The sequence below is a fragment of the Bradyrhizobium sp. CCBAU 53340 genome, from assembly GCF_015291645.1.
Classification (GTDB): Bacteria; Pseudomonadota; Alphaproteobacteria; order Rhizobiales; family Xanthobacteraceae; genus Bradyrhizobium.
In genome coordinates, this window is sequence record NZ_CP030055.1 from 5,963,510 (window position 1) to 5,981,346 (window position 17,837).

The following is a 17,837-nucleotide window of genomic DNA, read 5'->3' on the forward strand; positions in this document are numbered from 1 at the left end:
ATCACCAGACAGACGAAGCGCTCAGAGCATCTGCCGCCGCGCGAACGCGGCGAACATGCCGGAGGCCGCATTCAGCTCGGCGAACGTTCCAGTCTCGACGATCTTGCCGTCGACCAGCACGATGATCCGGTCGGCGCGCTGCACGGTGCTGAGGCGGTGCGCGATCACGATGCGGGTCACGTTGAGGTTTTCCAGCGCGTCGCTGACGATGGCCTGGGATCGATTGTCCAGCGAGCTCGTCGCCTCGTCGAACAACAGGATGCGTGGCCGCCGTGCAATCGCCCGCGCGATCATGATGCGCTGGCGCTGTCCGCCGGATAGCGTGCTGACGCCCTCGGACACCTGGGTGAGCATGCCCATCGGCATCGCCTTGATATCGTCTTCGATGCCGGCGAGGCGCGCGGCCTCCCAGGCCTGATCGAGCGGCAGACGGACGCCGCCGCAGATATTCTCGTAGATGTTTCCGTTCGCGAGCTTGGCGTTCTGCAGGACCACGCCGAGCTGACGCCGCAACGCGCTCGCATCCAGGGTCTCGATCGACTTGCCGTCATAGAACACCGCGCCCGCCTCCGGGCGCTCGAACCCGAGCAGCAGCCGGAACAGGGACGATTTTCCGCTACCTGACGGACCGACCACCGCGACATATTCGCCCGGCGCGATCTTCAAGCTGACATTGTCGAGCACCAGGGGCCCGTTCTGGAGATAACGGAACGACACCCGCGCGAGCTCGACCGATCCGGACAATTCGCCCGGCGATTTACGATCGTCGGGGATTTCGCTCGGGCTCGCAATTAGAGGCCGCAGCCGAAGCAGCGGCGGGATGGCAATCAGCGCCTCGCTGACGCCGGCCGCCCAGGAGCCGACCGATCCCATCGATTGACCGAAGGCGGAAAAGAACGCGAAGAAGGTACCGATGTCGGAGAGCAGACCGCTGCTCGAATACGACGCGTACGCGTAGATGATCAGCGTCGCGATGGTGGGAAACGCGGTCTCGAACGCACCGAGGCCGTTGCCCGCCACCTGCGACGACACGAAATACTGCTTCTGGGTCGCAAACTGCTTCGACCAGATCGCGAGCGCGCGCGACGTCGCCGCCGACACGCGCAACTTGCCGACGCCGGTCAGGAGCTGGAGCACGAACCCGCTGACCTTGCCCTGCTGGTTGAAGTGCTTGCTCTCGTAATGCAGCCGCACCAGATTGGTGCCGATGATGGCCGCCGCCCGGACAGATGTCAGTGCCACCGCGACCAGTGCCAGCTTGAGATTGTAGTAGAGCATCAAGCCGAGGCTGAACAGGCAGAACAGGCCGGCGATCATGCCGCGCAAGGCGTGCCCGGTCAGGGCCCGCCGCGCGGCATCAATGCCCATGGCGCGGTCGACCAGTTCGCCCGCGGTGAACTCGCGGAAGATGGCGGTCGGCAACCGCAGCAGACGGTCGATCATCGCCGACTGCAGCCGCCAGTCGATCGTTGCCTCCATCCGCAGCATGACAAAGCCCTGCATGACCTGGACACCGGCCACCGACAGGCCGGCGAGAACCAGCGCGAGCGCGCAGAAGCCGAGCTGATCCAGCTCCGATCGCGGAATGATCGAGCTGATCAGGAGATTGGTGACGAACGGCGTCACCAGCGACAACAGGCCGATCAGGACGACCGACAGCGCGATGCGCAGCCCGCTGCCGCGGGCATGGCGCAATGAGAATTGCAGAAGGTCGGTGAACTTCAGAGTGCGCGAGGGCAGAGGCGGATAGAACGTCGCCGCCTCCGGCGCGATCTGCGCAGCGACGGCCCGGTCGACCGGCCGGCGCGCCTTGCTGCGCGGGTCGATCATGACGTATCCGCGACGCGGCTCGAAGACGAGCGCTATCGGGGCCGCTGTCTCACCGAGCCAGCCGACCATCGGACCCGCGTCGAGCTTCCACCAATCCGACCGGAGCAGGACCTGGCGCAGCCGCAGGCGCGCAGACTGCGCGATTGCGACGAGGCCGGCAAAATCCTGCGCACTGCCGTCAACGCGGCCGGAGATCACGATCGGCGCGCGCATCGCGCTACCGACGATCTGGCAGGCGCCGGCCAGCCTGTCGGACCAGGATGCATCGACCGCATCGTGATCGAAGCGCCGCACGATGATGCCGGACAGGCGGTCGAAGGCTTCCACGGCCTGCGTCGCGGCGAGCCCGGTTCGACTCACCAGACGTTCGCTCTCGTTCAGGGAGTCGCGGGCCAGCATGTCCCGCACACAGACAACGAAGCTGAGATGGAATTGATCGACTGCCGGCCAGATCAAGCCGTCGGCCGGCGCGACGCTGGTTGCGCTTAATGCGCATCCCTCTGCGCCCGCCTCGACCCACAAGCCCGACGTCAGCGGCAGCGGAGGGCTTCCCGCGGTGCAGGCCGCACCGGTTCCGATCAGACGAAGCGCACCACGCGCCACATTGAGCCAGAGCAGCCCGCGCATCGGTCCGCGCCGGGGCTCGCCCGCGATCAACTCGACTTCGCCGTCGGGCAGTTCGGCCATTTGCCACAATGGCGCCGGCCCCGCCACGAAGCGCGCAAGCCGCTCGATCCAGCGCACCGCCTGCTCCGGCGCCAGATCGGTCCTGGGAACGACGGATACGCGCGTGTCCTGCGCGCCGACCGCGATGAAGCGCAAGCCGTCCGGAGACGAGAAAGGCAATGGCGGAAGGTCAGGAATGATGCCGCCGCGTTCGATGCGGAACAGGTGATGGCGGAGGCCGGACTTGCCGTCCCGGACATCGACGGCAAAGATGTCGGCGTGACCGGCGGCGATTTCGAAGACGTAGCCATGATGATCGAGCAGGATCGGCCGGCGGCCGTCGATCGTCATCTCGCGCGGCAATTCCAGCGCCGCGACGAGCGCTGCACCGGATACGATATGGTCGATCCGACCGGTCATTCCTTCGACACCAGTCTGGCATATTCGCCGTTCAGCGCGAGCAGCGCCTCGTGCGTGCCGCGCTCGGCGACCTTGCCTTGCCGCAACACGATGATCTCGTCGCAATCCCTGATCGTGCTGAGGCGATGGGCGATGATGATGCAGGTGCAGCCGCAGCGGCGGAGATTGTCGTCGATGGCCTTCTCCGTCACGGGGTCGAGCGCAGCCGTTGCCTCGTCGAGCACGACGATGGAGGGATGGCCGACCAGCGCGCGGGCGATCTCGATGCGTTGGCGCTGGCCGCCGCTGAAATTGGTGCCGCCCTCGCTGACATAGGAATCGTAATTGCCGGCGCGGATCGCGATATCGTCCTGGATCTCGCCGTCCTTGAGCGCCCTTGTTAGATCGATGTCGGGGATGGTCCGGTCCCAGAGCGTGAGATTGTCGCGCACCGTTCCCTCGAACAGGAAGATGTCCTGGTCCACATAGGCGATGGAGTTGGCGAGGATATCGGGCGGGATCTCCGCAAGCTTCGTCCCGTCGATCAGGATCTCTCCGGCCCAGGGCTTGTAGAGCCCGCAGATCAGGCGGCCGAGCGTGGATTTGCCACTGCCTGAAGCGCCGACCAGCGCCACCCGTGACCCGGGATTGACGGTGATCGAGAGATCGGAAATGAGCGGCGGCTCGAGCAGCGAATAGCCGAACTGCACGTCGCGAAACTCGATCCGTCCATCCAGCTTCGCCGGGAAGGCTTCGTCCGATGCGCGTGCGGGATCGCCGAGCGGATAGTTGTAGACGTCTTCGAGGCGATCGAGCGCGCCCTTGATCAGCTGAAAGCTGCCGGCCTGGTTGACCAGTGTCGCCACCGGCTCGGAAAAGCTCGCCATCAGCGACTGGAAAGCAACGAGGCTGCCGAGCGTCAGCGAGCCCTCGATCACCCGCAGGCCGCCGAGGATCAGGATCGCGGTCATGGTCAGTCCGGCGATCAGGGTCGGGATCATGTCGAGAATGATCGACGACGACGCCAGATCGCGCTCGGCGTTCAGCACCTTGGCCTGAACGCCCGACCATTGCCCAAAGGCCTCGTCCTCGAGCCCGCTCGCCTTGATGGTCTCGATCGACCTTACGATGCTGACGACGGCCCCGAGCAGCTTGCCGCGCTCCAGCGAGAGCCCGCGGCTGAGGTCCTCCCGGCGTCGCATCGAAAGTCGCAAGGTGAGAACATTGAGCAGCGACAGGCCGATGCACACCGCAGCCAGCCAGTGATCGTAGACGATCATGGCGAACGCAAAGAACGCCACGGAAGTGAGGCTGAGCGCATTCGCGGCGATGCCACCGGCCAGCAGGCGTGCAATCTGGTCATTGGCGCCCACCCGCGCGGCGATGTCGCCGGCGTGGCGCTGGGTGAAGAACTCGATCGGCAAGGCCATCACCCGCCAGAGAAAGCGGCTGATCATCACCACCGAAAGCTTTGTCTGGAGCCGTAGCAGCAGGGATTGCTGCAGCAGCGTCAGGATGGTGCGGATCAGGGCCGTCACCCCCATGCCGATCAGCAGCGGACGCAGCCAGCCGTCCAGATGCTGAATCAGGATGTCGTCGATGAAGATCTTCGAGAAGCTTGCGGCGACGAGACCGGGAATGACCATGACGAAGCTGAGCAGGATCAGCAGCCCGACCGCAGCCTTGGAGCCGCGCAATTCCCGCAACAGCAGCCGCAATCCCGCCGGCTTGGCCCCTGACGGCGCAAATCCGGGCGCCGGCTCCATGGTGAGGACGACGCCGGTAAAGCTGCGGTCGAGCTCGTCGATGCCGACCTGCCGTCGCCCGAAGGCCGGATCGTTGATCGAGGCGGACTTGCCCTTGATGCCTTCCAGAACGACGAAATGGTTGAAGTTCCAGTGGATGATGCATGGCGTCGGCGCCGAGCCGAGCGCCGCGAGGTCGAGCCGAAATCCCTTGGCGTTCAGCCCGAAGCGCTTCGCGGCCCTGACGACATTGCTGGCCTTGCTGCCGTCGCGGGAGACGCCGCATTCGACGCGAAGCCGCTCGAGCGGCACCCACGCCCCGTAATGCGCCAGCACCATGGCGAGGCAGGCGGCACCGCATTCGGCCGCTTCCATCTGCAGGATCGTCGGCGTGCGCTTGACGTCTGCGGTCGGCGTAACAGGGCTAGCCATCGATCCCCGTCCACTTCCTGAGAAGGGGGACAACAAGGTCGATCGGGCGCCGGCTCCTGGTGGTAATCTCCGCCTGCGCCAACGTGCCGCTGGTGAGATGCACCTGCGGCCCCTTGCCGACTGCCCAGCGATATCCGCTCGCGGTCGACAGATCCTGCTCCAGCGACACCGTGACCGCATAGGGCGCGCCGTCGTGGGAGAACACCTTGACGAGCTGATCGTTATGCAGCACGGCGGTCATGCCCTGCGGCGTCACCGGAAATTCGGAGACGCTCGAGACCACGCCGATCATCGTGCCGAATTCCTCGCGTTTGACGGTGCTCGGCGCCACCCGCACCTGATAGCCCGGCTTGACGCTCTTGCCTTGCTCTGCGGGGATGTAGACCACCGCCTCGAGCCGCGCGCCCTCGTCCTCGATGAGCACGACCGGGGTTCCCACGGCGAGGACCGAGCCGGAGGACGTCTTGATCTCCAGGACGCGTCCGGCAATCGGGCTGAGCACCTGCGAATTTCGGCCCAGCGTGCCCGCGAGCGCCTGCATCTCGCGGCGCGCATTGTTCGCGGCAAATTCGGCCTGCTGCAATTCGCGTGCGCGCTGGGTTTCGAGATCGGTCTTCTGCGCGTGAAGCTTGAGAATCTCGTTTTGCGAATCCGTCCGGCGCTGCTGCGCCTCGGTCAGTTCGAGACGGCGGTCCTCGAGCGTCTTCCGTGTCGTCAGGCCCTTGATCATCAGCTGTTCGAGATTCTTGACGTCGACGTCGAGCGACTGAACGCGCTGGCCGGTGGCCTCGATGACCTTGTTGAAGGCCGCTTCGAGCTTGTCGAAGTTGGAGGCCTTGACCGCGAGTTCCGCCGCGACTTTCGTGGCCATGTCGTCGTGCTCGCGCTGGCGCTCCTTGTAGGTTTCGACGGCGTTGCCGTATTTCTGCTCGATCTCGGTCTGCGAGATCTGGGCGATCACCTGCCCGCGCTCGACATGGTCGCCGACCGAGACACCGAGCGAGGCGAGCCGTCCTTCGGCGGCGGAGACCGCATCGACGACGCGGCCGCTTCCGACCAGAATCCCCTGCCCCGACACGCGCGACGGAATCCGGCCGTAGATGCCCCAGATCAGCGCGGCGACCATCGCGGTCGTCACGATCGCGGCGAGGATCCAGTCGGCCGGCTTGGTGATCGCAACGAGATGATCAAGCTCCTCCGGCGAGGCCGCGCGCTGCAACGCGCTGGCGCGGAAGATTTTGTCAGCGCCATCGGTCACACCGCACTCCCTCGCAAGACATTGCGGCGCAATCGTCCGCACGGACGAGGCCGAGAATGGGATTGAGCGAAATTGTGGGCGGGGCTAAGCTCACATCGAGAACGAGCTGCATCCGTCGAAGCAGAGGACATCGGACGCACCAGATGAATTGGCAAGCGGATCGCACCACGCTCGTCGCAACGGCCCGCGCGTTGACCGCCCGGCTGGCGTGGCCATGCCTTGGTTTGCTGGTCGCCACGAATGTGTGCCTGGCCGGCGTGCTGAGCCAGGCCGATCTGAAGAAGGTCGAAGACCTCAGGCCGATGTTCGCGAACCTGATGGGCGATCTCGTGCAGACCTCGAAGCGGCCCGACATCTCCGCCGTCGATGCGGATTGCGTGAAGTCCACGATCCAGAATCTTGTCGAGATTTCTCAAGAGCTGTCCAGTTTCGAATATCTGATCACGATCGAGAAAGAGCTGACCAATGTCAGCGAGAATGACCCGACCCGTGACGTCGTGAAATTTGCCGTCGAGCAGTCGACCAATATTCTGACCAGCCAGCGCAAGAAGATCGCCCAGCTGCCCGATCAGTGCATGAGGTCGCCTCTCGCCTTGGCCAAGTCTCAACAGGCTCTGCAAGTCGTCGACGCGACGACCGGAATTTTGAGTTCTATTCGCTCTCGACTTTGAAGGAATTATAGCCGGTTACGATGTCCGGACAAGCGCTCGCGACTGGGCGGGCTCACCGACATCGTCGTTGGAGCTTATCGGGTGTTGGATCGAAAGCGGTCATCCGAACGGACGACCGTTTCGGATTGGCGCCTGCGCCGGACTAGATGTCGGTTTCGCACGTCCTCAATCTGGTCATTGCCCATCTCCTGCTTGGCCTTGGGGGGACTGTCCCTCTTGATGAGTGGCCACAAATGTAGGACTTCCGCCTGGGTCGGGGCTGTGAGGGCAGTCACATAGGAACTTGTGCTGGAATGGGCGACAAGATTTTGGCCCCTCGATCGTCCCGGGCCGAACGCCCGGGAAGGCAAGTCGGACAAGCGGCAGATCTGCCCGGTCGTCAGGACATCTTATGCGGGGGATGGGAGTTGTAGATCGGGCCGCCCAGCACCTTCTCAAGGGCCGAGACCGCGCTTCCCGCATTCCTCTCGATCCAGTGCAGGGCGTCGGATGCTTCGTGCTTGATCCAGCCCCACAGGCCGCCGCCAGCGACAGCCTCGAGCTCGACGAGGGAGAGCTCGCAATTGGCAAAATCGTTGTTGGTCGGAACCGTCATCGTCATGTCTCCCGTTGGCGCTGCGAGCCGATCCCGCAATCGCGGACACCATGCCGACGCGCAACAGAAGCCGCTGTGACGGCTGTCACCTCGGGCAAACCTGCGGCCTCACCGCCTCGAAGGCCGCAGGTTCGCGGATCACGGCAAACGCCTTCCGACGGGTCTCATTCCTGAAGCGCCTCCTCGCGCCGGGCGCGGATGGTGGGGAGCATGATCAGGATGATGGCGATGGCGGCCGCGGCCAGCAGGCTCGCGGACAGCGGCGAAGTGAGCAGGACGGTGACGTCGCCGCGCGACAGCACCATGGCGCGTCGAAAATTCTCCTCGATGGCCGGGCCGAGAACCAGACCCAACAGCAGCGGCGCTGCCGGCAGCTGCAGCTTGATCAGGACGTAGCCGAACACGCAGAACACCGCGGCCTCGTAGACCTCGAACGTGCCGCTGTTGATCGAATAGACGCCGATCGAGCAGAACACCATGATCGCGGGAAACAGATAGCGATAGGGGATGGTGAGCAGCTTCACCCACAACCCGACCAGCGGAAGATTGAGGACCAGCAGCATCAGATTGCCGACCCACATCGAGGCGATCAGGCCCCAGAACAGGGTCGGGTTTTTCGTCATCACTTCCGGCCCGGGATGGATGTTGTGGATGTTCATGGCACCGACCATCAGCGCCATCACGACATTGGAGGGAACCCCGAGCGTCAGCAGCGGAATGAACGAGGTCTGGGCGCCGGCATTGTTCGCGGACTCCGGGCCCGCGACGCCTTCGATGGCGCCCTTGCCGAACGCTTCGGGATGCCGCGACAGCTTCTTCTCCAGCGTATAGGACGCAAAGGACGAGAGCACCGCACCGCCGCCGGGCAACACGCCAAGCAGCGTCCCCAGCGCGGTACCACGCAGTATCGCCGGCACCATGCGGCGGAAATCGTCGCGGGTCGGAAACAAATTGGTGATCTTCTGGGTGACCAGCGACAGCTTGTCGTCCTGCTCGAGATTCTTGACGATCTCGGCAAAGCCGAAGATGCCCATCGCCAGCGGCACGAAATCGAGGCCGTCGAACAGCTGTGGAATGCCGAAGGCAAAGCGCTGGCTGCCGCTGCTGAGGTCGGTGCCGACGAGGCTGAGCAGCATGCCGAGCACGACCATGCCGATGCCCTCGATGAACGGTCCGCTCGACAGCACCGAAGCGAGGATCAGGCCCAGGATCATCAGCGCGAAGAATTCCTTGGGGCCGAACAGCAGCGCGGTCGCAGTCAGCGGGCCCGCGAGGGCCGCCAGCGCCAGCGTCGCCACGCAGCCGGCGAAGAACGAGCCGATGGCGGCGGTGGCGAGCGCCACGCCGGCGCGGCCCTGTTTCGCCATCTGGTAGCCGTCGATCGTGGTGACGACGGACGAGGACTCGCCTGGAAGATTGACCACGATCGCCGTGGTCGAGCCGCCATATTGTGCGCCGTAGTAGATTCCGGCGAGCATGATCAGCGCGGCGTCCGGCTCGAGCGCATAGGTGATCGGCAGCAGCATCGCGATGGTCGCGAGCGGACCGAGGCCGGGAAGCACGCCGATCAAGGTGCCGAGCAGGCAGCCGAAGAAGGCGTAGAGCAGATTGACGGGCTGGGCCGCTGTGGCAAAGCCGATCGCCAGATTGTGGAAGAGGTCCATCGCCCGGCTCGTTTCAATTGAGAAGGGATGGCCAGACGGGCAGTTGCAGCCCGAGACCGTAGACGAAGACGGCCAGGCACAGCGCGATGAGCACTGCCGCGTTCGCCAGCGCACCCGTCCAGCTGAACTCGGGACTGGCCCGGCTCGATACCATGACGAGGACGAACAGGGCGCCGACCAGACCGAGCGGAAACAGCAGAGCGCCGAACAGGACCACGGAGCCGACGATCCAGGCGAGCCCCTTGAGATCCCACTGGCGCAGCACCTGCGCCTCCGCGGTCGGCTTCATCGCACCGAGGAGCACGATGAGACCGATGGCGGCGAGCACGATCGCGAGCAGGCGCGGGAAATAGCCCGGCCCCATCCGCGCGGCTGTACCCGCCGGGTATTGCAGCGCCGTCACGAAGAAGAAGACCGCGAATGCGAGGAACAGGACACCCGACGCGAACGCCCTGTGATTGCGGATCGCCACGCCCTTCATTGTCCTGCTCCGTTCTCATCCGAAGCGGCCTTCGAGGAGCGCTCCTCGAGAGCCTCCATCAAAACCGGAACGCCAACGGCGCAGGCGTGCACGCCGAGATGCGCGGTCATCTGGAGAACCTGGCGGATCTCCCGCTGATCGACGCCGAACCGCAGCGCCCGCTTGATCTGCACGCGCAATCCATGGGGATCGAGCGCGGTGAAACAGGCATTCAACGCGATCGAGATCAGGCATCGCGAGCGCTGGTCGAGACCGCCTCCTGCATGCCGGTCCGCGAGGAGATCGAGCAGAACGGCAAAATAGCCGGGATCGGAGCGCAGCCATTGCTCGCAGAAATCCGGCCAGTCGCCGAATTGCGCGACATAGGCATCACGCAGCGCGCGCTGCTCGCGCGTCAATTCGGAACGATCGACCTCCACGCCCGCGCTCGCCAGTTCTTCCGCAAGTATCCCGATGCCGAGATTGCAGCCATCCAGCCCCTGGGCCGTTGCCAGACGAAACACGTCGATGATCTCCCGCGCCGTCGCGCCGGCCTTAAGCGCAAGGCGCAGGTGCAGCGCGAGGCCCGAGCGGAACAGATGCGTCGCCGATCCATCGAGCGCGACGTAGATCAGCTCGCACATCTTGGGCGACAGCGGCCCTTTTTCCGCGGCATAGCCCGCATATCTGCCGTAGGCCTGGAGAAACGCCGGATCAAGCCGCAACAACCCCTCGGTCCAGGGCCGCCAATAGCCCCGCGCCTTGACGTAGGCCTCTTTCAGCACCTGCTGTTCCGGCGTCAGATCGGACATCGCGCTGGTTCCCGTCAGGCTATGTTGGTGAGGACGATGCCGCCATCGACGGTGAGCACCTGCGCCGTGATGAAGCCGCTCTCGTCGCCGGCGAGGAAGCAGATCGCCTTGGCGATGTCGTCGACGGTACCGAGCCGGCCCAGCGGCGTTCTCGCCACACGGCGCGCGTCGAGCTCGGCATTGCGATTGCGCATGGTTCCCTCGGTCGGGATCGCCGAGGGCGCGACCGCATTGACGCGGATGTTGCGCTCGCCAAGCTCGGCCGCGGCCGCGCGCGTGATGCCCATGACGCCGGCCTTGATACCGCTATAGACGATGCTGTTCTTGGCCGAGATCAGGCCGGCGACCGAAGCCACGTTGACGATGGCGCCGCCGCGCTCGGCGTCCATGACCTCCGCGGCGGCCTGGATGCCCCAAATGATCGCCTTGAAGCCGATGTTGAGCATGCGGTCGACGGTCTCAGGCGCGATGTCAGGGACGGATTGATAGCGGACCCACGCCGCGTTGTTGACGAGGATGTCGAGACGTTTCTGCCCTTCCGCTACGCCAAGAACGGCCTGGCGCATGCCGTCGCGGCTGGAGACATCCTGCGTGACGGCAACCGCGCGACCGCCTGCAGCCTTGATCGCATCCACCGTGCCGTTCACGAACTCCGGCTTCAAATCATTGACGCCGACGATCGCGCCGCGTGACGCCAGCTTGAGCGCGGTCGCGCGGCCGATGCCGTTTCCGGCGCCGGTGACGAGTGCGACGCGGCCGGCGAGCGTCTGGTCTCTGGTTTCGGTCATCTCTGTCTCCCTCACGCTCCTGCCTCGGCAAACGGAGCAACTTCCGATACGTAACGGCGGCCAAACACGTTGATCAGGCCGCTGGCATCACCCTGTGCGTGCAGCGTGCGGATGCGGCGCAGATGACGATGCACCGGCACGTCCCAGGTAAAACCCATGCCGCCATGGATCTGCAACGCGCCCTCGCTGATCGCGCTGCCATAGGTCGCGGCGGCAAGGAAGGCGGCATCGCGCTGAACCGGACCGCCGTCACTCGACAGGCTGCGCGTGATCGCATGACGGATGCTCTCCAGACCGAGCTTCTGACGTGCCAGCGCGTGGCGAATGGCCTGGTTGTAGGACAGGGCGTGGCCGAACTGACGGCGCGTCGATGCGTGCTCCTGCGCCAGCGACAGGCATGCTTCGGCCGATCCGAGAATGGCCGCGGCGCGGAGCACGTTGGCGTCCGAGTTCAGGAGATCCCAGGTGCCCGCGGGCAGGATGGAGCCGATCGGAATTTCGACCTTCTGCAGCCGGATCGTATGCTCCGGCACCGTCAGATCGAGACCGGCCGCCTCCTCGACCACAACGCCTTCAGCATCGACCGGGATCAGCACGGCGGCGCCGTCGCTCATCCGCACCAGGATATGGTCAACCTCCGCCGCGCCAGGCGCACGCCCGAGCGAGCCGCTCAGCATCAGGAGCCCGCCCTTCCGTTCGGCAAGAACCTCACCCTGCCAGGCGATGGTTGCCAGTTTCTCGCCGGACACGATCGTGGCGGCGAGACGCGGCAGCGATGAGTGCAGCAGGCGGCCGACGAGAATGGTCTCCAGCAGCGGAAAGGCGAGCAATCCGGAATGCGCGGTGGCGATGACAGGCACCGCGAAACGGAGCGGCAGGGCCAGTCCGCCTACTTCCTCATTTGCGATGACCCCGAGCAGACCGTCACCGGCGAGATTTTGCGCCTGCTCGCGGATGCCCAGCCCCGCGCAAGCCGTCACTGCGCGCGCCGCGGTTGCCGCGAACTCGTCGGGCTGAAGTGCTTCGGCCATGCTCATCATGATCCTCTTCGAAAACCTTGCGACACCAATCGTTCACTAGGCGAGATAACCGCCGTCGACCGGCAGGATGACGCCGTTGACATAGGACGCCATCGCCGAGGCGAGAAAGACCACCGGCCCGGCGATCTCATCGGGCTGTCCGACGCGCTTCATGGGGGAGCGCGTCATCAAACCAGAGAGCCTCGCCGGATTGTCGCGGGTGATTTCGCTCATCTCGGTCGCGATGATGCCGGGAGCGACGGCGTTGACCCTGATGCCATCGGGCGCGAGATCGCGAGCCAGCGCCTGCGTGAACAGCCTCACCGCCCCCTTGGACGGCGAATAGCCGAGCGCACCATTCATGCCGCCGAAGCCCGCAACCGAGGCGATGTTGATGATGCAGCCCCGGGTCTTGCGCAGCGCCGGAATGAAAGCATGAACCACGTTGAAGGTGCCGTTGACGTTGACGTCGAACACCTTGCGCCAGTTCTCGTGAGCGTGCGGGCTGTCGATCGGCTCGCGGATGATGATCCCGGCGTTGTTGACGACGACGTCGGCGGGACCAATCTCCTCGTCGACGCGCCTTGCCACGTCACTGCATGCCGCGGCATCGGTCACATCGAGCGCATAGGCGGCCGCCTCCTTGCCTGCGTCCCTCAACTCGCGCGCGGCGGATTCCGCCCCGTCCTGCCGCAGATCGGTCACGACGACCCTCGCGCCGGCCGCGGCGACGCCGAAAGCGATGGCGCGTCCGATCCCCTGGCCCGCTCCCGTCACCACGACGAGACGCTCCTTCAGCAGGCCCGTCGGGTACCCCTTTTCGTCGGATACCATCACTTGCCCCTCGACAGCTGCAGGATGCGATCGGCGATGATGCCGAGCTGAATCTCGGTCGTGCCGGCATAGATGGTCTCGGCGCGCGCCTGGAGGTAGATGGCCTCAAAGCGTTGCCGCGCGACCTTGATCGCCGGGTTCTGCGGCAGCGAAGCCTGTGCGAGCAGTTCGAGCGCAAGCGCGGCAAAGCGCTGATGCGATTCGCTCCAATAGAGCTTTGCAAGGCTGCCGCGCGCGCCGATCTTGTCGCCGCTCGCGAGCGCCTCGACGGCGGTCTCGACATGCGCCTTCAGCACCTCGATCTCGACGGCGACCTCGCCGAGCCTCACCGCGTAGTGCCGGTCCGCGACCATCGCCGACAGCGCGGGGTCCGCCTTGCAGGCCGAAATCAGATGGCGCAGTTCGTTCTCGAAGCGCCAGGCGCGATACATGCGGTTGGTCGCCCGCTCGATCTCGAGCACACGGATGGCTGCAGCCCAGCCCTCGTCGGGCGCGCCGATCGCGTCAGCCTGGGCCACCTCGACCTCGTCGAAGAAGACCTCGCAAAAGCTCTCGCGACCGTCGATCGACTTGATGGTGCGCACGCGCACGCCGTTGGCATCGAGCGGCACCGCGAACATGGCAAGGCCGCGGTGGCGATCCTCCAGCGGCCCGGTGCGGGCGAGCACGAGGCAGCGCTGGGCCCGATAAGCGCCGCTGGTCCAGATCTTCTGGCCGTTGATCCGCCAGCCGTCCCCGCTTCGCGTGGCACGAGTGCGGAGGCCGGCTAGGTCGGAACCCGCTTCCGGCTCGGAAAAGCCCTGGCACCAGATGTTGCGCATCTCGAGGATCGCCGGCAGGAAGCGTCGCTTCTGCTCCTCGGTGCCGACGGCCAGGATGATCGGACCGGCGAGCTCCTTGCCGATCGAGTTGACGCTCTCCGGCATCGCAAGCCGGCCGATCTCTTGATTGGCAATCAGATGTTCGCGCAAGGAGCGGCCATGCCCGCCATAGGCTTGCGGCCAGGTGATGCCGGTCAGGCCGGCGCGGTACATCGCCGCCTCCCAGGCGACCGATTGCTGGAGCGCGGGCGGCGTGAATGCGGCGCTGTCGCTGCAGAAGCTGCCCGGCAGATTGGCCTGCAGCCAGCGACGCATCGCGTCGCGATAGGCCTCTCCCGACAGGTTCTCTCCCGCAACAGCCTGCATCGATACCGCTTCAACCACACTCATCGCCCGCTTCCTGCTTTCGCCATAGTGCCGCCAAGTCCCGCTCTTCACTGCGACTTGAGAAGATCGCAGGCGCTCTCCGAGGCCGGCCGCCACGCATCCTCCGGCGCGATCGTGCCGGTGATCTCGTAATAGTCGTAGGTGTATTTGGATTCCGCCGGCGCCTTGATCCGCGCGACATAAAGCGGACGCATGACCTGGCCGTCGGCCCTGATGCTCACGTTCTTCATCTCGAAATCGTTGATCGGCGTGCTCTTCATCTGGCGCATCACGGCATCGCCATCGTCGGAGCCTGCGGCGGCGATCGCCTTCAGATAATGCGTGATGGCGCTGTAGGTGGCCGCCTTGCCTTCATTGAGAAGCTGTCCGCCGGTCGCCTCGGCATAGCGCTTGGCAAAGGCGCGGCTGTCCGGCGTCATGTCCCAGTAGAACGGCGTCGTCAGCCGGACGTTCTGCAGGTCCTTAAGGCCAATGCCGTGGGTCTGGCTGATCATCAGCCCGAGCGGAACGAGCAGTTGCGACTTGGTCAGTCCGAACTCCTGCGCCTGCTTGATCGCATTGGCGAAGTCCGAGCCTGAATTGGCGAGCGCAATCGCCTTGGCGCCGCTGGCCTGTGCCGTCAGCAGAAACGAGGAGAGATCCGACGAGTTGAGCGGGTGCAGCACCGAGCCCAGCACCTTGCCGCCACCCGCCTCGATGAACTTCGTCGCATCGGCCTGCCAGGCTTTGCCGAAAGCATAGTCGACCGTCAGGAAGAACCAGCTGTCGATGCCCTGCGCGAGCAGCGCCTTCACGGTCGCCTTCGGCTGCGCATAGGTATCGACCACCCACTGCGTCGTCATCGGCGAGCATTTGTCGTTGGTGAAGAACGAGCCCGCCGTGCCGGCCAGCATGTAAGGCTTCTTGCGGGTCTTCATGATGTCCTGCACCGCGAGCGCAATCGACGAAGCCGAGCAGCCGACGATGGCATCGACGCCTTCGTTGTCGACCCAGCGCAGCGCGATGGCGACGCCGACATCGGGCTTGTTCTGGTCGTCGGCGATCACGAGCTCGATCTTCTTGCCGGCAACCATTCCGCCGAAATCGGCGACCGCCAGCTTGGCGGCCGCGACCGAGCCGGGGCCACAATTGTCGGCATAGGGACCGTTCTGGTCGTTCATGATCCCGATCTTGACGACGTCGCCCGAGATGCCCTGCGCGGACGCGGGCGCATTCGTGAGCAGCAAGGCAATTATGCCGAGCGCAGTGACCGTCGATCTCTTCACCGTTTCCTCCTTTGTGCGTTTCCTCTCGACCGGCTTCGGCCGGTTCTCGTCATTTTCTCAGTGTCGATGCTGGTTCTGTCGTTCTCCATGCGGGATCAGCAGCGCATCCAACGCCACGGCGCCCTCGCCTTCGGCACGCAACAGCAGCGGGTTGACGTCGATCTCCGCGACCGTGTCGGCATGCGCGGCGGCGAAGTGCGACAGCGCGGCGACGGCCCGGGCCGCGGCGTCGAGATCGGCGCGCGGCCGGCCGCGCGCACCATCGAGCACCGCGAACGCCTTCAGCGATTTCAGCATCGCCATCGCCTGCGTCTCGCTGACCGGCGCCATCTGCACGGCGGAATCCTGGAGGATCTCCGCGAAGATGCCGCCGAGGCCGACCATCACCACCGGCCCGAACACCGGATCGATGCGGCTGCCGAGAATGAGCTCAGCGACGCCCTTGGCCATCGGCGCCACGATCACGCCGTCGATCGTTGCACGCGGCGCCCTGGTGGCGACGCGATCAATCATCTGGGCATAGGCCCGCCGCACCTCAGCTTCCGAGCCGACGCCGATGACCACCCCGCCGGCCTCGGTCTTGTGCGGCAGATCGGGCGAGGCGATTTTCAGCACCACGGGATAGCCGATCTCGGTGGCGGCACGCGCTGCCGCATCCGCATCCTGCACCAGACGTTCGGCCAGGACCGGAACACCGGCGTCGGCCAGCACGCGCTTGGCGCCGAGCTCATGGCGGAAGGCGTCGGGGGGAAGCGGAGCTGCACGATCGACGGCCGGAGCCTGCTCCCTGGCACGCGTCGACACGGCTTGCAACCGCGCCAGCGCAGCGACAGTCGCGCAGCAGCCGTCGAAGCTCTCCACCGTCGGAAATCCGAGCCCATGCAATTCGGTGAGCGCATCCTCTGGCCCGTCGACGCAGAGGATAATGGGGCGGCTCGGAAACTCCGCGCGAATGTTGCGCAGCGTCTCCATGTAGATAGAGCGCAGTCGCGGCAGATGCAGCGAGAATGGAAGCGGCACGATCACCGCATCCGTACGTTCGTCCGCCACGACGGCGGACATGATCTTTTGCAGAAGATCAGGCCGGCTCGACATCTGCGCGGTGGCGTCGACCGGATTGCGCGCCGACGCAAACGGCACCAGCTCCAGAATCTTTCGCTGCGTCTCCTCGCCGAGCTCAGGCAATGACAGGCCAACGCTCTGCGCCGCATCCGCGAGCAGCACGCCAAATCCGCCGGACGCCGTCAGGATCGACACACCAAATCCCTTCGGCAACCGGTCCGGCAGAAGGATCGATGCGGCGTGGCCGACGTCGATGAGCGCGTCGATGCTATGAACTCGCACTGCGCCGGTGCGCGCAAACAGCGCATCGAACACCGCATCCGACCCGGCCATCGCTCCGGTGTGCGAGGCCGCGGCGGCTTGCCCGGCCTCGGATGTTCCGATCTTGATGGCGATGACGGGCTTGCCGGCATCGCGCGCCTCTTCGAGTGCAGCGATCAGCCGGCCGGCGTCGCGACAGGTTTCGAGAGCACAGAGAATGACCTTCGTCGCGGGATCGCGCGCCATCCAGGCGATGCCGTCGGCGATGTCGACGTCGCACTCATTGCCGGTGGTGATGAAGCGGCTGACGCCGGCGCCGCGCTCGCTGGCGAGGCGCATGGTGTAGCTGCCGAGATTGCCGCTCTGCGACACGATGCCGAGCGTGCCTGCCGCCGGCATGCTGTGCTCGAGCACGATCGAGAAGGTCGCGATGCTCTTCTCGGCGATGCTGACCGCGCCGAGGCAATTCGGCCCCAGTAGACGCATGCCGCTGTTGCCCGCGGCGACGCGCAGCCGCTCCTGCATGGCGCGACCCTGCTCGCCGAGCTCGGCAAAGCCCGAGGAGAACACGACGACGCTGCGGACGCCACGGGCGGCGCATTGCTCCACAGCCTCGCCCGCCCGCTCCGCATCGACCGCGATGATGGCAAGATCAGGCGCCTCCGGCACCTCGGCGACGGACGCGTAGGCCTTCAGGCCCTGCACCGTCGCGGCCTTCGGATTGACCGGATAGATCCGGCCGGCATAGCCGTGACGGCGCAGCAGGTCGACCGGCCGGCCGCCGATCTTGGTCGCTTCCTGCGAGGCGCCGATGATCGCGATCGAACGCGGCGACATCAGCGCGTCGAGACCTTCTCCCGGCCGCATC

At 65.4% G+C, this 17,837-nt stretch carries 14 protein-coding genes; 1 reads left to right on the forward strand and 13 read right to left on the reverse strand.

Features of this window, described 5'->3' with window-relative positions:
• Window positions 1-21 precede the first annotated feature (21 nt).
• The 3 genes from XH89_RS28125 to XH89_RS28135 are packed head-to-tail and all read right to left on the reverse strand — an operon-like array spanning window position 22 to window position 6,330.
• Entirely contained in the window at window positions 22-2,916 is a 2,895-nt protein-coding gene (locus XH89_RS28125) for an NHLP bacteriocin export ABC transporter permease/ATPase subunit (RefSeq protein WP_194463612.1), read from the reverse strand.
• Window positions 2,913-5,072, reverse strand: a complete 2,160-nt coding sequence (locus tag XH89_RS28130; RefSeq protein WP_194463613.1) for an NHLP family bacteriocin export ABC transporter peptidase/permease/ATPase subunit — start codon at window positions 5,070-5,072, stop codon at window positions 2,913-2,915. The genes XH89_RS28125 and XH89_RS28130 overlap by 4 nt, the downstream gene beginning before the upstream one ends.
• Entirely contained in the window at window positions 5,065-6,330 is a 1,266-nt protein-coding gene (locus XH89_RS28135) for an NHLP bacteriocin system secretion protein (protein ID WP_194463614.1), read from the reverse strand. The genes XH89_RS28130 and XH89_RS28135 overlap by 8 nt, the downstream gene beginning before the upstream one ends.
• A gap of 56 nt (window positions 6,331-6,386) precedes the next feature.
• Between XH89_RS28135 and XH89_RS28140 the strand changes: the two genes are divergently transcribed.
• Window positions 6,387-7,001, forward strand: a complete 615-nt coding sequence (locus tag XH89_RS28140; protein ID WP_246767635.1) for a hypothetical protein — start codon at window positions 6,387-6,389, stop codon at window positions 6,999-7,001.
• 379 nt (window positions 7,002-7,380) lie between these two features.
• Here the strand turns inward: XH89_RS28140 and XH89_RS28145 are convergent, their stop codons facing one another.
• From XH89_RS28145 to XH89_RS28190, 10 genes are all read right to left on the reverse strand, one after another.
• Window positions 7,381-7,596, reverse strand: a complete 216-nt coding sequence (locus XH89_RS28145; RefSeq protein ID WP_194463615.1) for a hypothetical protein — start codon at window positions 7,594-7,596, stop codon at window positions 7,381-7,383.
• Between the two features lie 164 nt (window positions 7,597-7,760).
• Window positions 7,761-9,260, reverse strand: a complete 1,500-nt coding sequence (locus XH89_RS28150) for a tripartite tricarboxylate transporter permease (protein WP_194463616.1) — start codon at window positions 9,258-9,260, stop codon at window positions 7,761-7,763.
• Between the two features lie 13 nt (window positions 9,261-9,273).
• Window positions 9,274-9,741 (reverse strand): tripartite tricarboxylate transporter TctB family protein, encoded by a 468-nt coding sequence (locus XH89_RS28155; RefSeq protein ID WP_210345233.1) that lies wholly within the window; start codon window positions 9,739-9,741, stop codon window positions 9,274-9,276.
• Entirely contained in the window at window positions 9,738-10,532 is a 795-nt protein-coding gene (locus XH89_RS28160; RefSeq protein WP_194463617.1) for a carboxymuconolactone decarboxylase family protein, read from the reverse strand. The genes XH89_RS28155 and XH89_RS28160 overlap by 4 nt, the downstream gene beginning before the upstream one ends.
• A 14-nt stretch (window positions 10,533-10,546) precedes the next feature.
• Window positions 10,547-11,320 (reverse strand): SDR family NAD(P)-dependent oxidoreductase, encoded by a 774-nt coding sequence (locus tag XH89_RS28165; protein ID WP_194463618.1) that lies wholly within the window; start codon window positions 11,318-11,320, stop codon window positions 10,547-10,549.
• An 11-nt stretch (window positions 11,321-11,331) separates the two neighbouring features.
• Complete coding sequence (locus tag XH89_RS28170) at window positions 11,332-12,351, reverse strand: acyl-CoA dehydrogenase family protein (RefSeq protein WP_246767636.1); 1,020 nt, start codon at window positions 12,349-12,351, stop codon at window positions 11,332-11,334.
• Between the two features lie 45 nt (window positions 12,352-12,396).
• Window positions 12,397-13,173, reverse strand: coding sequence for an SDR family NAD(P)-dependent oxidoreductase (locus XH89_RS28175; protein ID WP_194463620.1), 777 nt, complete (start codon window positions 13,171-13,173; stop codon window positions 12,397-12,399).
• A complete protein-coding gene (locus XH89_RS28180) occupies window positions 13,173-14,384 on the reverse strand; it encodes an acyl-CoA dehydrogenase (protein WP_194463621.1) in 1,212 nt (403 codons plus the stop codon). The genes XH89_RS28175 and XH89_RS28180 overlap by 1 nt, the downstream gene beginning before the upstream one ends.
• Window positions 14,385-14,428: 44 nt before the next feature.
• Window positions 14,429-15,646, reverse strand: a complete 1,218-nt coding sequence (locus XH89_RS28185) for an ABC transporter substrate-binding protein (RefSeq protein ID WP_194463622.1) — start codon at window positions 15,644-15,646, stop codon at window positions 14,429-14,431.
• Between the two features lie 57 nt (window positions 15,647-15,703).
• Complete coding sequence (locus XH89_RS28190; RefSeq protein WP_194463623.1) at window positions 15,704-17,836, reverse strand: acetate--CoA ligase family protein; 2,133 nt, start codon at window positions 17,834-17,836, stop codon at window positions 15,704-15,706.
• Window position 17,837 lies beyond the last annotated feature (1 nt).

What these genes read in the sequence shown, in the direction of transcription:
- XH89_RS28125 (WP_194463612.1), bottom strand. Translation starts at nt 2,916, where the DNA reads ATGACCGGTCGGATCGACCATATCGTATCCGGTGCAGCGCTCGTCGCG.
- XH89_RS28130 (WP_194463613.1), bottom strand. Translation starts at nt 5,072, where the DNA reads ATGGCTAGCCCTGTTACGCCGACCGCAGACGTCAAGCGCACGCCGACG.
- XH89_RS28140 (WP_246767635.1), top strand. Translation starts at nt 6,387, where the DNA reads ATGGGATTGAGCGAAATTGTGGGCGGGGCTAAGCTCACATCGAGAACG.
- XH89_RS28145 (WP_194463615.1), bottom strand. Translation starts at nt 7,596, where the DNA reads ATGACGGTTCCGACCAACAACGATTTTGCCAATTGCGAGCTCTCCCTC.
- XH89_RS28150 (WP_194463616.1), bottom strand. Translation starts at nt 9,260, where the DNA reads ATGGACCTCTTCCACAATCTGGCGATCGGCTTTGCCACAGCGGCCCAG.
- XH89_RS28155 (WP_210345233.1), bottom strand. Translation starts at nt 9,741, where the DNA reads ATGAAGGGCGTGGCGATCCGCAATCACAGGGCGTTCGCGTCGGGTGTC.
- XH89_RS28160 (WP_194463617.1), bottom strand. Translation starts at nt 10,532, where the DNA reads ATGTCCGATCTGACGCCGGAACAGCAGGTGCTGAAAGAGGCCTACGTC.
- XH89_RS28165 (WP_194463618.1), bottom strand. Translation starts at nt 11,320, where the DNA reads ATGACCGAAACCAGAGACCAGACGCTCGCCGGCCGCGTCGCACTCGTC.
- XH89_RS28170 (WP_246767636.1), bottom strand. Translation starts at nt 12,351, where the DNA reads ATGGCCGAAGCACTTCAGCCCGACGAGTTCGCGGCAACCGCGGCGCGC.
- XH89_RS28175 (WP_194463620.1), bottom strand. Translation starts at nt 13,173, where the DNA reads ATGGTATCCGACGAAAAGGGGTACCCGACGGGCCTGCTGAAGGAGCGT.
- XH89_RS28180 (WP_194463621.1), bottom strand. Translation starts at nt 14,384, where the DNA reads ATGAGTGTGGTTGAAGCGGTATCGATGCAGGCTGTTGCGGGAGAGAAC.
- XH89_RS28190 (WP_194463623.1), bottom strand. Translation starts at nt 17,836, where the DNA reads ATGCGGCCGGGAGAAGGTCTCGACGCGCTGATGTCGCCGCGTTCGATC.